Consider the following 14,032-nt stretch of genomic DNA (forward strand, 5'->3'; position numbering starts at 1 on the left):
CATCCTGCTAGGAAATTCTTGACGGCTCTATTCAATTTCTTCACGCACATCCCGTTTGTGCAAGATCTCGTAGAGAACCGGCAATACCACGAGAATTAAGAATGCCGCCGTCAGCATCCCACCGACCACCACACGGGCCAACGGCTGTTGCGCCTGAGCACCGATCCCGGTCGCGAGGGAGGCGGGTAGGAGTCCGATCGCCGCGCCCAAGGTGGCCATCAGAATCGGGCGCATCTGTACATCGACACCGCGTAACACGGCCTGCCGCAAGTCGAGCCCGGTCCTTCTGAACTCTTCAATGCGTGAGATCAACAACACACCGCCCAATATCGCGACTCCCAACGTCGAAATCATCCCCACCGCGGCCGAAATACTGAAATGGGTATGCGTGATCACCAACGACAGAACACCACCCACCAACGCGAAGGGAACAGCCGCCAACACCAGCAACGCATTTTTTACTGAGTCAAATGTCGTATAGAGCAGGAACAGCATGATGACGAGGCTCACGGGAACGATTGTGGTCAGCCGTTTCTGCTCCTCCTTGAGTTGATCGTACTGCCCGGCCCATTCCATGTGGTAGCCCTCTGATAGGGTGACGTGCTGCGCCAACTTCTCCTGAGCTTCTTCAATCGTACTCTGAAGATCGCGGTCCCGCACACTGAACTTGATCGGGATATACCGGTGGTTGTTTTCGCGGTAGATGATGAAGGCTCCGGTCTGCATGGTGATGGCCGCCACCTGTTTGAGCGGAATGCGTGCCCCATCCGGCGTGCTCACCAGAATATTGCCGATGGAATCGATATCCCGACGATACTCCGGAAGAAACCTGACGACCAGATCGAACAGCTTCTCTCCTTCATACACTTGGGTTACCGCTTGACCACCGACGGCGGCCTGAACGACCGCATTCACATCGGAGACCCGCAACCCATAACGAGCGCTCGCTTCGCGATCGACTTGAATCAGCACATTCGGTTGACCGATCAGCCGGAAGATGCCCAAGTCCTTCACGCCGAAAACCGTTTTCATCACCGATTCGATCTCGACGGCGCTCGCATCCATGATTTTGAGATCGGACCCGAATAATTTGATCGAGTTCTCGCCCTTCACTCCGGACATCGCCTCTTCCACGTTATCTTCGATGACCTGAGAGAAATTGAAAATAACACCGGGTATGGTTTTCAGCCGATGCTCGATTTCTTCAATCAGATCATCTTTGCTCAATCCTCGACGCCATTCCGATTCGGGTTTAAGATTCGCCAAGAATTCCCCATTAAAAAAACTGGTAGGGTCCGTCCCATCATCCGGCCGTCCCAGCTGTGAAACGACCGTTTCCACCTCGGGCGAGTCCTTGAACATGCGACGGATGTCGTTCGTCAATCGATCGGCCTGATCGAAAGAAATATCCACCGGCATCGTGGCTCGAACCCACAGATTCCCTTCCTCCAGAGCCGGCATGAATTCACCACCCAACGATTGCAACGCAAGAAACGCGAGCATCACCAGGCCTGTCGCAAACCCGACCACCATGATCCTATGCTCCAACGCCCATACGACAATCCTGGCATTGGCCTTGCGTAGGGCGCCGACCACGACCGTATCGGTTTCTCTGATCGACGACCGCAGGAGGAATGAACAGAGCACGGGCGCGAGTGTAAACGCGATCAAGAGTGCGCCACACAGAGCAAACCCATACGTAATGGACATGGGTGCGAAGATCTTTCCAGGCACTCCGGTCATCGTAAAGAGCGGCACGAAAGCCACCACGATGATCGCCGTGGAAAAGACAATAGGCCTTCCGACCTGGCGAGCGGCCCGGATGATATGGTGGTGAATCGTGAGCCCCTGTGCCTCCCGATGCGCCAACTGGAAGAAGATGCTTTCGACCATCACCAACGTTGCATCCACGATGATCCCGAAGTCGATCGCGCCCAATGATATCAGGTTAGCTGACTGTCCGACGAACACCATCATCGTGAAGGTAAACAGCAGCGAGAGCGGGATGGTCAGCGCGACGATAAACGCCGCACGGAGGTCGCCGAGAAATACGATCAGGAGTATAAACACGAGCGCCATACCGCTGATAAGAATGTCGGTAACCGTCTTCACGGTCGTGTTGATCAAAACTGTTCGATCGTAGAACGTCTTGATCTTGACCCCGGAGGGCAGTTTCAACCCATTCAACTCCTCAACCTTGGCCCGTACTTTATCGAGGACCGTTAAGGCCTTGTAGCCACGCTGCTGGAGCACGACGCCTTCCACCACGTCATCTCGATCATCGATCCCTACTTTTCCAAGTCGCACGCGATGCCCTACGGTCACCGTTCCCAAGGTCTTGACGAAGATCGGAGTTCCATCTTTTTCAGCCACCATCACGTTTTCAATGTCATCGAGATCATTGATGAGGCCCAGCCCTCTAATGTTGTAGCTCTGCGCACCGATCGTCAAATAGTTGCCCCCGACATTGGCGTTGCTGTTCGCCAAAGCGGCCATGACTTGCGAAAGATTGACGCCGTAGCTGATCAGTTTCCCCGGATCAATATCGACATGATATTCTTTCGTGATGCCGCCGAACGTCGTCACGTCGATGACACCCGGCACACGTTTGAACGCCCGCCTGACCTGCCAGTCCTGAATAGTCTTGAGATCGGTCACACTCGTGTCCCGGCCCATCAACTCATACCGATAGATCTCGGCAATGGTCCACCAGGGAGACAGCACGGGTTGCACACCTTGAGGCAGTTGAACGGAGTTAAGCCGATTCAACACTTCCTGGCGGTCTTGAAAGAGGTCGGTGTCGAAGTCGAAGTACACCTTGACATCGCTGAGACCGAAAATCGAGAGCGACCGGATATCGATTAATCCGGGGGTCCCGTTCAAGGCGACTTCGATGGGAATGGTAATTTGCCGCTCAACCTCCTCGGCTGAATATCCAGGAAGTTGGGTGATCAACTCCACCATTGGAGGGGAAGGATCAGGATAGGCCACAATGTCGAGGAGATGAAATGCGTAGAGACCACCGAATACGAGCAGAAACCCGAACGTGCAGACCAAGAACCGCTGTACCAGTGAGATCTCGACGATTCTAACGATCATGAATTCATCGTACTCGGCGAAGCTGTGGAGGTAGGACAAACTGGGTGATTATGTGCCCTTGACCTGTTCCCCTTTTATCAAGACGGCGCCCTTGGTCACGATCCGCTCTCCCTGCGTCAGCCCTTCGAGGACGCGAGTCTGATTCGGCGAGATATTCGCGGTCTTCACTTCCCGCTTTACGTACCGGTTTTCTGCTTCAACGACATAGACAAACTGCTTGCCGTCGATTTCCAGTACCGCTTCACGCGGCACGGTGAGAAATGGTCCGGTACCGCTGACGTCGAGTTGCAGCCGAGCAAACATTTCCGGTTTCAGTTCGTGCGCCTCATTTTTGACGAGAGCCCGAACCTTGATCGTTCTGCTCACAGGATCGACCACGTCTCCCACCGCTATGACTTTGGCCGGAAAATCAGCGTCAGGGTACGCTTCAACTTTCACGACAGCCGACTGGCCTTCCCGTACAAGCGCGAGGTCCCGCTCGTAGACATCGGCCACAACCTCTAGCACGTCGAGATCGGCGATAGTGAACAGCACATGGTCGGCATCTCCGGTCACCGACTGACCAGGCGTGACGGTACGTTCGACGACGACCCCGGTCAACGGACTCTTCATCTCGAATCGTGACGTGATCCGTTGCTGATCCAGCGGCTTACTCAACTCTTGCGGCGCAACCCTCAGCGAAAGCAATCGTTCTTTCGCACGGCGAAACTCCGCTCGAGCCTTGACCAATTCATTTTCGGCCAGTTTCAAATCTTTCAGCGAAAGCGCCTTGTCCTCATAGAGATCCTTGGCTAATTCATACGCTCTCGTGGCATATTGCAGATCAGAGACTTCCTTTACATATTCCGAATATGCCTGGGCGATATCCGGACTATCCACGATGAGTAAAATATCCCCGGCTTTTACCCTCCCCCCCAGACGGGCTCGCACTTCCACAACACGCCCCTGTAAAGGGGAGGAAATCCGCGAGTACCGGTCCTCGCCATAGGCGATCTTACCCGAGAGGGTTAAGCCTTGCCGAGATGGACCAAGTTCGACGATCATCGTCTCGACATGCGACAGAGTCTCGTTCTTGATAGGCTGGTGTGTCGCCGCATCGAGCCTTGGAGGCTGGTCGCTTTGACCGCATGTGGAGAGCAAGAAGTGGATCAAGGTCAAGGTGAGGACCAAGGAAAGATTGGGGAAACACTTGCAGGAATACCTCTGAAAGACGTTCATCTGTGAATCTGAGCCCTCAACCCGATCCTTGTCGGCTACCTCAGGATGCAATGTCCTGTCCGACGGCACTCTCCAGTTGAATCACATTCCGTTGGTAATTGAACAAGGCCTCAATATAGTTTTGCTGGATCGTCCTCGACGTCCTCGCCGCATCGAGCAAATCAAGCAGAGTGACTCCACCCCGTTCATAGGCTCGCTCCACGATCGCAATCGCCGACCGCGCATCATCAAGCACCCCTTCCAGGAACGCTTCGACCAATCGACGACTTTCGATTAAGTTGCGATAGGCGACATCCACTTGATTCTCGACTTGGTTCAGCGTCTTGTCGAGGTCCGCCCCCGCAACCTGCATCGCGACTTCCGCCTGCATGATACCGCCTTGATTGCGATTGAACAACGGCAGCGGCACACCAAGACTGAAGGCCATCTGATTAGGGTTGTCAGGTCCTTGCGAGCCTTGGGTGCCATAACCCGCCCCGATGGTGACATCGGGAATCCGGTACGCTTTGGCGAGCTTCAGTTCGGCCGCGCGCTGTGAGAGCGTCATTCGCTTTGTACGAACATCGGGTCGCGTGTCGATAGCCGCGGCACGGAGCTTGGCGATGTCGGGATCCAACCGTTTGTAGTTCAGCTCGGTTGTGAGTTCCATCTCACTCGCCGGGGATACTCGTAACAATTGCCGAAGGTCCGATCGGGCCGACTGCGCTTCTTGAATGGCCTGAATCACTTGCGAGTGAAAATCGATAAACTGGAGCCGGATACGGATCAAGTCGACCTCGGCAATATATCCCTTCTTGAAGCGAATCGTATTGACATCGAGAATACGCGAAAACCGGTCCCTATTTTCTTCCGCCAAAACCAGCCGTCTCCGCGCTAATTGAACGCGATAATAGGCGTCCTTGAGGGCGAAGCTGAGTTGCCGAACTGCGTCTTCGAAAGCGGCCTCGGCAGAGTGGAGTCCGAAGTCGGCGCTTTCGATCCGATAACCCCGTTTGCCCGCCAATTCGAACAGCTGTTGAATTTGCGAAGTTATCTGTCCGCTGCTACCCAGTGTGCGTCCCTGAACCGGGGAACTGACCAGCCCCATAGAGGCAACCGGGTTCGGGAACAATCGGGCGGTAATCTGCTGTCCCTTGCTGAACTCAATCCCGTATTTCGCGATCAGCAGATCGAGGTTCTGACGTAAAAAGAGCCCGATCGCCTCTTCGAGGCTCAATCGTAGAGCCGGTGCCGACGCTGGGAAGACTCGTGCAGCCGGACCTGGACCGACACTCGTCGACTGCGCCGCTGAGAGGGATTCCCCGGTAACGATACCGCTGCTCGCCATCGCGAGGCAGAAAAAAGTACTACACAGTCGTTGAAGCATTCTCCCAGCACGCCATTACACCGCATAATGCGGTGTCTATGCAAAGACGTACCTTCTCCGTCCGTAAAAAGGGCAGCAAATTATACTCGATGCGCTCGTGGATAGGGCAAGGAAAGAGGTTCTCAGAAATCCTGATTTGCACGAGGTTGAGAATGTAGAGCAGCGAAGTAGCCGGCAGGGCGTAGTTCTTCAATCAACGTTCTCTGGAAGCGTCTACCTCCCGCAAATGTTTCCTCACCCGAACTTTCTCGTGATGTTTACGGAGCAACTGTCGACGGATAATGTCGCTGTTTTCTGCGACGATCCTGACCAGCCGGTCCATATCCTCAGCATGATCCCGAACGAGTTCGGACAGTTTTTGCATCTGCCCTTCCAACCTCTCCAGACGCCCTGTCACGTCGTTCAAGGGACTGGCGGAGAGCTTCACCGGAAGCTTCGTCGCTCGCCTGTTGGTGCTCCGAAGTAGCCCGGTGACAACGACATCTCGCTTCATGCTGACTCCTTTACCTCAGACTCTTTTCAACCCGCCGACCAGGACCAAATCCGACCCTAGTATTATCCGCATGAAACGGGAAGTCAACGATTCCGCTTCCTTTCTATTTCCTACGGGTCCTGCTACAATTCGGCGCGTGAAGAACATTTTCACCATGGTCTTGGCCGGCGGCAAAGGCGAGCGACTCTTTCCGCTGACGGACCAACGCGCGAAACCGGCAGTTCCCTTCGGCGGGAAGTATCGTATCATCGATTTTACCCTGAGCAATTGCCTGAACTCAGGACTCCGTAGGATCGTCGTGCTCATCCAATATAAGTCGCACTCCCTCGATCGCCACATCCGGAGCGGCTGGAATGTTCTCAACGCTGAACTCGGCGAATATATCGCCTCCGTCCCTCCTCAACAGCGCATCAACGAAGATTGGTATCGTGGCACCGCCGACGCCGTGTATCAGAACCTGTTCTTGATCGACGACGAACAGTCGGAGTTCCTGCTGATCCTCGCCGGCGATCACGTGTACAAGATGAACTATGCGGAGATGTACCACTGGCTCATCGCCAAAGGCGCGGATGCGGTCGTCGGCGCCATCGACATTCCCGTCCAGGAAGCCACTCGCTTCGGAGTCATCGCGGTGGACGAAGACTACCGGATTACTCGCTTCGATGAAAAACCGGCGCATCCCATTTCACTACCCAATGACCCCGCCCATGCCTTCGGGTCGATGGGCATCTACTTATTCCGTACAAAGGCGATCCGGGAACATCTGATCGCCGATGCACGAGAAGACAGTGCTCATGACTTCGGAAAAAACATCATCCCGCGGATGATCAAGCAAGGGCGTGTCTATGCGTTCAAATTTCAAGACGCGAATAGAAAGGCTGTCCAGTATTGGCGCGACATCGGGACGCTCGATGCCTATTGGGAAGCGAATATGGACCTGGTGGCCGTTGACCCACAATTCAACTTCTACGACTCCGAGTGGCCGATTCGCACCTACCAAGGCCAGTTCCCCCCGGCTAAGTTCGTCTTCGCGCAGGACTATCAAGGAGGCCGGATGGGCGTCGCTCTCGACTCGATCGTCTGCGGCGGCTGCATCGTCTCGGGAGCTCGCGTGCAGAACTCCGTGCTTTCCCCGAACGTGCGCGTCCAGGATCATGCCGACGTCCGGGAATCCATTCTCATGGAAAACGTGACGATCGGGGAACATAGCCGCATCAGGCGCGCCATCATCGATAAGGATGTGACGATCCCTCCTCATACTGAAATCGGCTACAACCCAGAGGCCGATGTGCAACGGTTCACGGTCACCGACTCGGGGCTCGTCGTGATCTCAAAGGGAATGAAACTGCATGCCGCCGTCGATCCATCCGGTTGATCTCATCACTGCGCTCCGTCACAAACATCTCACGCCGGCCATCGTGTTTCTCACCTCACGCCGGGCCTGCGACGAGGCCATGGAGACCTTTGACCATGCCGATCTCGTACTCCCTCCGGCACGACAAGCAGCGATCGCCGCCGCACTTGAACGGATCACGGTTCAGCACCCCAGCATTGCCGAGCACCCGTTGATTCCTATCGTGCGACGGATCGGGATTGCCGCCCATCATGCCGGACATCTACCTTCTTGGAAAATCGCGATCGAGGAGCTGATGCGACAAGGTCATCTCGATGCGGTATTTGCAACGACAACCTTAGCGGCGGGCGTCGATTTTCCAGCCCGCACGGTCGTGATTACCCAATCGAGCATCCGCAAGTCCCGTGACTTCACCGACCTGACCATCGGCGAAGTCCAGCAAATCGCCGGACGTGCCGGCCGCCGCGGAAAAGATCACGTGGGGTTTGCGATCGTGACTCCTTCTCCTTATATCGATCTGGCGGTTCTGACCAAAGGGTTGACCGGACAGCCGGAAGCCATCAACAGCCAGTTTACAATCAGCTACCCGATGGTCTTGAACCTCTTGAAGGCTCATCCGCATGAGCAGATTCAAGGAATCTTGGCCAAGAGTTTCGCTCAATTCCAGCTGAATCAGCGCGCTGAACTCCTCGAGCAAAAACTAGACGCACTCCATGTGCAGATGGAACCGTTCGGTCCTCGCGTCTGTACGGACTGGATCACCCAATGGCACACCTTCGACCATGCGCGAAGACACCGTCACACGCGACATCAGACGCACCGATCGGAATCGCCGGAGATTTCGGCCCGGCTGCCGTTCCTGACGCCGGGGCGTGTCGTAGGGCTCGGCAGAGGCCGCGGGATTGTGCTCCGGCAATATCGGAGTAAGGGCCAAAAGAATTCCATGCTCACCCTTCTACGACCGGACAGCGCCGTCACCGAATGTCCTGTCACCGGCGTGAAAGAAGTCTACGATCGCACGTACGACTGCGCGGAGACGCCGACCTATCCCTGGTGTTCTACTGACACGTTCGATCGACTCAGCCATCAATTAGAAGAACTGCCGTCGCAGGTGCCCGTGCTTCCGATACTCGTATCTCTCGGCATCGAACCACTGCCTGATGCCATCGTCCAATCGTTGGGTGACTTCCCCTGCCCAACTTGTCCTTCGCGACCGGCCTGCCAGAAGGACTTCTCGACGGCATCGCGACTTCGTCAGGAACAACAGCGCCATACGAAATCCATACAAGCGCTGCGGACCAGTTTGTGGCACCGCTTTCAAGAGCGCGTAGAAGTGCTGCAGAAATTCGGGTATCTCACCCCGGCGACACAATTAACGATCGACGGAGAATGGGCAAGGCTGATCCGCATCGATCATTCGCTCCTGATTACCGAACTGATCCGCGCCGAAGCCTTTACCGGAGCAGACCCGTCCCTCCTCGCCGGCATCTTGGCCAGTTTGGCACACGATGATGATCGTCCCGGGGCATTTCCACGCATCAGTCCTGGGCTGAGTTCCCTTCTCGGACAAGTTCGAAAATTGGCGGAGAGTTTATCTCCCTACGAAGATCCTCCCCTCCTACGCGCCGATGTGGCGGCGTTGGTTGAGCGCTGGGTCAGCGATCCCGCCCTCACATGGATCGGACTCTGTCGACTGACCACGATGGCGGAAGGCGATATCTACCGATTACTGGCTAGAACCTTGGAGTTTCTGTCGCAGGTGCAGGCCTTAAAATCTACGCATCCTGGTCTCGCTGAATCCGCTTCGCAAGCGATCACGTTGATCCGACGCGGAGTGTTGGAGGAATTGCCGTGAGCAATGTGGGACTGAGGGCCAAGGCTTCACGACTGAGGTGGCCTGCGACTCAGTCCTCAGCACTCAGTCCTCAGCACTTCAACTCATGACTACCGACGAGCTTGAACAACTGCTTGCACAACAACCCGTGGCACTCTTGCATCGCCTTGCCCGGGGCCGTGTCCATCGGCACTTTCGTGCCGGCAAGCGGCGACTGATCGAGCTGCTTCTTCAGCATTCAAGCCAGAATCGTGCCGGCCTCGAATCCGATCTGCAGACCTTGATCGGCGAACGGCACTCTCAACTAGAGTTCGGATCGCCCCGCATCCATCATCCTTCAGCGATCGCTCCCAAGAAAGCATCGCCACGTGGAACAGAGCCGGACTCCGCTGAAACCGCCATCTCACTATCGGCCTGGCTGGAAGGCCTCGGCGTTCCTTCTCCGCAACCATTTGTTCCGGACCCATGGCAGAACGAGGCTTTGTCCGCTCTGAATGAGACCGACGTCGTCATCAGCGTCCCCACCGGCAGCGGAAAGACGTATGTGGCCGTTGAAGCTGCCCGCCGAGCCATGGAGGACAATCGCACGGTCATTTACACGTCGCCGCTCAAAGCTTTGTCCAACACAAAGTATACGGAGTTTTCTCGGATCTTCGGTCCTGATACAGTCGGCATTCTTACCGGAGATCGCCAGGAAAACGGGCAGGCGCCCTTGCTCATCATGACGACGGAAATCCTGCGAAACCTGCTCTATGATGCTGCCGGTGGAGAAATCGATGTGCGGTTGGACACGCTGGGGCTTGTCATTTTGGACGAGTCCCAATATCTCGCGGACGCTGAGCGAGGAGTCGTGTGGGAAGAAACCATTATCTTCTGTCCTTCACAGGCCAGGTTACTGTTGCTCTCCGCCTCGATCGGCAATCCGCAGGACATCGCCGATTGGCTGACCTCAATCCGATCCACTGTCTGCCGGCTCGTGCGTCACAGCAAACGCACCGTGCCCCTCAGAGCCGGTTATCTGCATCCAAACGGGAAATTGACGCCGCTGTTTAGGACATTGGGAATCCCCTACGGTCACCCAAACCACCTTCATCCAGAGACCAAGCACCTCTTTCTTGAGTATGAAGCAGAAACCCTACCGACCGGACGTCCGAGGCGATAGGTTCCCACTTTTTCAAGGGCCTAAAAAGAACCGGTCAGTCCAACAATGACACCGTGGCGGAGAGTTTGAAGCTCGGTGAGAGGAGCGGTCACCGGAGCGCTCCCGATGGGATAACCTTCCCATCTGCCATAATAGGTCCTGTTCCACATGACGCGGTACCCACCTGTAAGCGAAAGATGACGGGTCAGCCTGATGCCTATTGAGGGTTCGGCACTCGCACCTAATCCGAGGCCCCACATGGAAAAACTCGGGTCCTGTTGCAAATCGCTGCGTTGATAATGGATATCCTCGTTGAAGACGACGCTGACCGGCGAAAATGTAAACCTTAAATTTGCGCTGACTCTCCGCATGACTTGATATTCGAGTTGCCCCCCAACATGTAGCGGCGTAATCCAATGGGTCGTATTCTTGACCACAGGAAAGCTGGACGTAGGAGGATTGCAACTAATGACCGACGAATCGCAGACAATTCGGCTAAACCCGGTTGCCTCGTACGTCGTGCTCCAATACTGGAACCCTGCCAGCACATCGAAATGTCCGCGGCCCTCAGGAAATTCGACTGCGCGATACCCCGCATTGGCCTGGACATACCAGGTTCCCTTTCCAGTTATGTCGCTGCTCGTGCGCGAGAACAATCGTTGTCCTGCCAGATAATCATCATCGATCAATGAGCCTCGATCCATGTCCACGGAAAAGGCGAACTCTCCCTGTAAAGACAATCGTCGAGTCACATGCACGTTCGCTCCAAGCCCGACAAGCTGGGTATCGTTGTCCTTATACGTGAGTTCAGAGGTAGGATTGCCAAGTCGTGGGTCCAGCCCAGATGCATTATGGCTCCATTGAGTCTCGCCCGTCGTGAACAACCATGATCCCACTGATAATTCCACGCGCGGCCGTACTTGAGGTTCAGAGTCTTGCCCCCAGCTTGGAACGGACGATGTAAGCACCAACAGAAGAGCAATCGATGAACGTACCGTAGCATGTACCTGCCGTGCTTCCCTCAACGCAGTATCTCTCCCCTCTGAATGACCACCGTATCGAAGCATCGGTCAGTCGTCTCCGGCATGGCACGTCGGCAAGCTGCTCGAAAATTTTCTTCTTGAAGATTCCGCTGAATAAACGCCGAGAACCAGACCAGCCATGTACCGATGATCCCAAGCAGCACTGCACCGACGGCAATATATCTCCAGACTCTGCCCGGAGCGATTGGTGTGCTCGTGACAACGGCGGATGAGGTTTCCTCTTCTGTCACAAGACGAACAGTCGGCACGTGAGACCTCCGTCGTAATGCCCAAAGATAGAAATTTAACTAGACAGTAGAAATCATAGCTGAGACCGCGTTTGCTGAATAGATTTTTCTGCCCTCTCAACTGGGCAGTGAGGGGAAAGTGTGTGAGAGGAGGCCACCGGTCTACCCAATGTTTTTACGCCATCAGATCGAGCGTGAGTACGAAATGGCTTGTTCCGTGCGCACCGTTCAAAAAACGTGAGACCATCCCGACCTGCATCAGGATGGCCTCATGACTGTACGATTCGCTGAAAAGTAGACGGATCAGAAGAAGGACGAGAAGAACCAGGAGGAGCCATCGAGCATCTTCTTGTTCATTCTTGATCTTTTCGAAGGTTCAACCCTTCACACTGTACACTTTCAGTTCTCGACCAACCACTCAAAGCACCTAAAAATCAAACCTATCGACCATTTCCTCTTGGCATCGCTCTTGCTGCGTCACTATTTGTATAGGAACACTAATAGTTTGGTTTCGCTCTCTGTTTTGTACAGTGATCGCCATCAGGCACAAATTTAATACACCATAGATCATCACCAATTCACCTAGAGGAGTGTCTCTATGTCGCCGGTGAAGACGTTGGCCAGCGTTGTCATTCGGAAACTGAGCTTCTCGATGGCTCAGCTGATACTTGTCATTCCCCTACTTATGCCACTGGCTGGTTGCACAAATGATGGAGCGGGAGGACCGATAATTTCGAGCCTTTCTAAGCCAACCGACGATGCAGCAGGATTGGACTCGGACCAAGCCACTAATCCCGAGGCGGCAGATTTTGATGGAGAAGAAGATCCCACGATTACGATGACTCCGACACCAACGGGAGTGACCGCGCATGTGACTTGGGATCGTCCCTCTGACTTCAAAGCAACTGGTTACTCCATCCACTATGGGAAACGCTCATCCGAAGAACCACGATCAGAAGAATCAGGTTCAGAAGAGTTAAGTTCAGAGGAGCCAAATTCATGCGCTCACGGGGAAAGCCAAACCGTCGAGGCTCCACCTGCCACGATCACCGGGCTTGAACCCAACACACCATATTTTTTCGCGATCCGTGCGTTCAATGAGTCGGAGAGTACCTGCTCGAACGAGATCACGGCAGTGACGCCTTCGACTCAATCTTAAGCGGGAGACTCCTTAGTGCAACATCTCTCACCGAGGAAAGGCTAGGACACTGATGAGGCACTTCATTATAGAACATACCCACCACACGGCACGGCGGCTTCGCGGTAACGAAAACCCTTTGGCCGCAACTTGGTTCTGGCAGGTTCTAGGGGTCACGACGTTCTTCTGTCTTTGGTTCACCTCTGAGGGTTTAGCGGCTACGACTATTAGCCCGACATCGTTGACCTATTATGCTGTGCAGGGTGCGACCAACCCACCGAACCAGACGATATCCGTCTCCAGGACTAGTTCTACACAAGCGACGCTCACGGCCTCAGACAACGCAACCTGGCTTTCGGTATCCCCGGCTACAACATCCATGACCAGAAGTGCGACGCTCACGGTCGCTGTCAATACGAATGGTCTCGCAGCAGGGACCTACCAAGCCACCATCACCATCAAGAGGGGCACCTGGTACACTATGACAGCCCCTGTGACGTTGATTGTATCGCCCGCAACTCAGCCACCACCATCAACCACGTCCTCGGCCACCCTCACGTGGGACGCGGTCACCGGCACCCCAATCAGCGGCTACAAAGTCTACGTTGGGGAGTCCCCCCGCCTCTATACACGAACTATTGACGTGGGCACCGTCACCTCCTCGACCGTGAATAGTTTGACCGTGGGCCGGACGTACTATTTCGCCGTCACAGCATATAACAGTGCTGGCGAGAGCGCCCAGTCTAACGAGGTGAGTAAGAGCATCGATTGATCACCAGAATGATCTCCAGGGAGCGAGGACATACCTCCTTCATGGCTGAGTGGGACCCTGCTCTACAGTAGCAACCTACACCATCTTGTTGATCGTCATCGTGGTGCAGGGCGAGGAGAACTAAGAGGAACCATCGAGCATTTTCTTATCCTGAGCTTTCTGAAGGTTAAGCCCTTCACAGTCTACACTTTCAATTCTCGACGAACCACTCAAGCCACTCAAAAATCAAAGCCGTCAGTTATATTCCTCTTGGCATCGCTTTTGCTGTACCACTCTTCGCCTAGAGAAACGACCACTATGGTGGTGCTCTCTGTATTGTAGTGATCACCACTAGGTACGAGTTTAAT

11 protein-coding genes are annotated in these 14,032 nt (G+C 54.8%); 5 read left to right on the forward strand and 6 right to left on the reverse strand.

The genetic code is table 11. The annotated features are described in order from the left end of the window. Positions 1-27: 27 nt before the first annotated feature. The 4 genes from P0120_02450 to P0120_02465 all read right to left on the reverse strand — a co-directional run bounded on the left by P0120_02450 (position 28) and on the right by P0120_02465 (position 6,176). Positions 28-3,099 carry a CusA/CzcA family heavy metal efflux RND transporter gene (locus P0120_02450; protein ID MDF0673192.1) on the reverse strand — a complete coding sequence of 1,024 codons (3,072 nt, stop codon included), beginning with the start codon at positions 3,097-3,099 and terminating at the stop codon, positions 28-30. Positions 3,100-3,147: 48 nt separating this feature from the next. Next, positions 3,148-4,317 carry an efflux RND transporter periplasmic adaptor subunit gene (locus tag P0120_02455; protein MDF0673193.1) on the reverse strand — a complete coding sequence of 390 codons (1,170 nt, stop codon included), beginning with the start codon at positions 4,315-4,317 and terminating at the stop codon, positions 3,148-3,150. Positions 4,318-4,357: 40 nt separating this feature from the next. Further along, positions 4,358-5,683, reverse strand: a complete 1,326-nt coding sequence (locus tag P0120_02460) for a TolC family protein (protein MDF0673194.1) — start codon at positions 5,681-5,683, stop codon at positions 4,358-4,360. Positions 5,684-5,876: 193 nt separating this feature from the next. Further along, positions 5,877-6,176 carry a hypothetical protein gene (locus P0120_02465; GenBank protein ID MDF0673195.1) on the reverse strand — a complete coding sequence of 100 codons (300 nt, stop codon included), beginning with the start codon at positions 6,174-6,176 and terminating at the stop codon, positions 5,877-5,879. 70 nt (positions 6,177-6,246) lie between these two features. On the opposite strand from P0120_02465, the gene glgC reads away from it, so the two are divergent. The 3 genes from glgC (at position 6,247) to P0120_02480 (ending at position 10,526) form a co-directional block, all read left to right on the forward strand. Then, a complete protein-coding gene (gene glgC, locus P0120_02470) occupies positions 6,247-7,551 on the forward strand; it encodes a glucose-1-phosphate adenylyltransferase (protein ID MDF0673196.1) in 1,305 nt (434 codons plus the stop codon). Further along, positions 7,526-9,385: a helicase-related protein gene (locus P0120_02475; protein ID MDF0673197.1), complete on the forward strand. Its 1,860-nt coding sequence runs from the start codon at positions 7,526-7,528 to the stop codon at positions 9,383-9,385. Before glgC ends, P0120_02475 begins: the two co-directional genes overlap by 26 nt. An 85-nt stretch (positions 9,386-9,470) precedes the next feature. Further along, complete coding sequence (locus tag P0120_02480) at positions 9,471-10,526, forward strand: DEAD/DEAH box helicase (GenBank protein MDF0673198.1); 1,056 nt, start codon at positions 9,471-9,473, stop codon at positions 10,524-10,526. A 20-nt stretch (positions 10,527-10,546) separates the two neighbouring features. Here the strand turns inward: P0120_02480 and P0120_02485 are convergent, their stop codons facing one another. Both P0120_02485 and P0120_02490 read right to left on the reverse strand, forming a co-directional pair. Further along, positions 10,547-11,572 carry an outer membrane beta-barrel protein gene (locus tag P0120_02485; GenBank protein MDF0673199.1) on the reverse strand — a complete coding sequence of 342 codons (1,026 nt, stop codon included), beginning with the start codon at positions 11,570-11,572 and terminating at the stop codon, positions 10,547-10,549. Then, positions 11,527-11,796, reverse strand: a complete 270-nt coding sequence (locus P0120_02490; protein ID MDF0673200.1) for a hypothetical protein — start codon at positions 11,794-11,796, stop codon at positions 11,527-11,529. Before P0120_02490 ends, P0120_02485 begins: the two co-directional genes overlap by 46 nt. Before the next feature lie 577 nt (positions 11,797-12,373). Here P0120_02490 and P0120_02495 point away from each other — a divergent pair. Both P0120_02495 and P0120_02500 read left to right on the forward strand, forming a co-directional pair. Then, entirely contained in the window at positions 12,374-12,934 is a 561-nt protein-coding gene (locus P0120_02495) for a fibronectin type III domain-containing protein (protein ID MDF0673201.1), read from the forward strand. Positions 12,935-12,986: 52 nt separating this feature from the next. Further along, positions 12,987-13,685 carry a fibronectin type III domain-containing protein gene (locus tag P0120_02500; GenBank protein ID MDF0673202.1) on the forward strand — a complete coding sequence of 233 codons (699 nt, stop codon included), beginning with the start codon at positions 12,987-12,989 and terminating at the stop codon, positions 13,683-13,685. Positions 13,686-14,032 lie beyond the last annotated feature (347 nt).

It is taken from the genome of Nitrospira sp., from assembly GCA_029194675.1.
GTDB lineage: Bacteria > Nitrospirota > Nitrospiria > Nitrospirales > Nitrospiraceae > Nitrospira_D.

Bases quoted from the DNA above. Each gene is read 5' to 3' on its own strand.
- P0120_02450 (MDF0673192.1), bottom strand. From the start codon at position 3,099: ATGATCGTTAGAATCGTCGAGATCTCACTGGTACAGCGGTTCTTGGTC.
- P0120_02455 (MDF0673193.1), bottom strand. From the start codon at position 4,317: ATGAACGTCTTTCAGAGGTATTCCTGCAAGTGTTTCCCCAATCTTTCC.
- P0120_02460 (MDF0673194.1), bottom strand. From the start codon at position 5,683: ATGCTTCAACGACTGTGTAGTACTTTTTTCTGCCTCGCGATGGCGAGC.
- P0120_02465 (MDF0673195.1), bottom strand. From the start codon at position 6,176: ATGAAGCGAGATGTCGTTGTCACCGGGCTACTTCGGAGCACCAACAGG.
- glgC (MDF0673196.1), top strand. From the start codon at position 6,247: ATGAAACGGGAAGTCAACGATTCCGCTTCCTTTCTATTTCCTACGGGT.
- P0120_02475 (MDF0673197.1), top strand. From the start codon at position 7,526: ATGCCGCCGTCGATCCATCCGGTTGATCTCATCACTGCGCTCCGTCAC.
- P0120_02480 (MDF0673198.1), top strand. From the start codon at position 9,471: ATGACTACCGACGAGCTTGAACAACTGCTTGCACAACAACCCGTGGCA.
- P0120_02485 (MDF0673199.1), bottom strand. From the start codon at position 11,572: ATGCTTCGATACGGTGGTCATTCAGAGGGGAGAGATACTGCGTTGAGG.
- P0120_02495 (MDF0673201.1), top strand. From the start codon at position 12,374: ATGTCGCCGGTGAAGACGTTGGCCAGCGTTGTCATTCGGAAACTGAGC.
- P0120_02500 (MDF0673202.1), top strand. From the start codon at position 12,987: ATGAGGCACTTCATTATAGAACATACCCACCACACGGCACGGCGGCTT.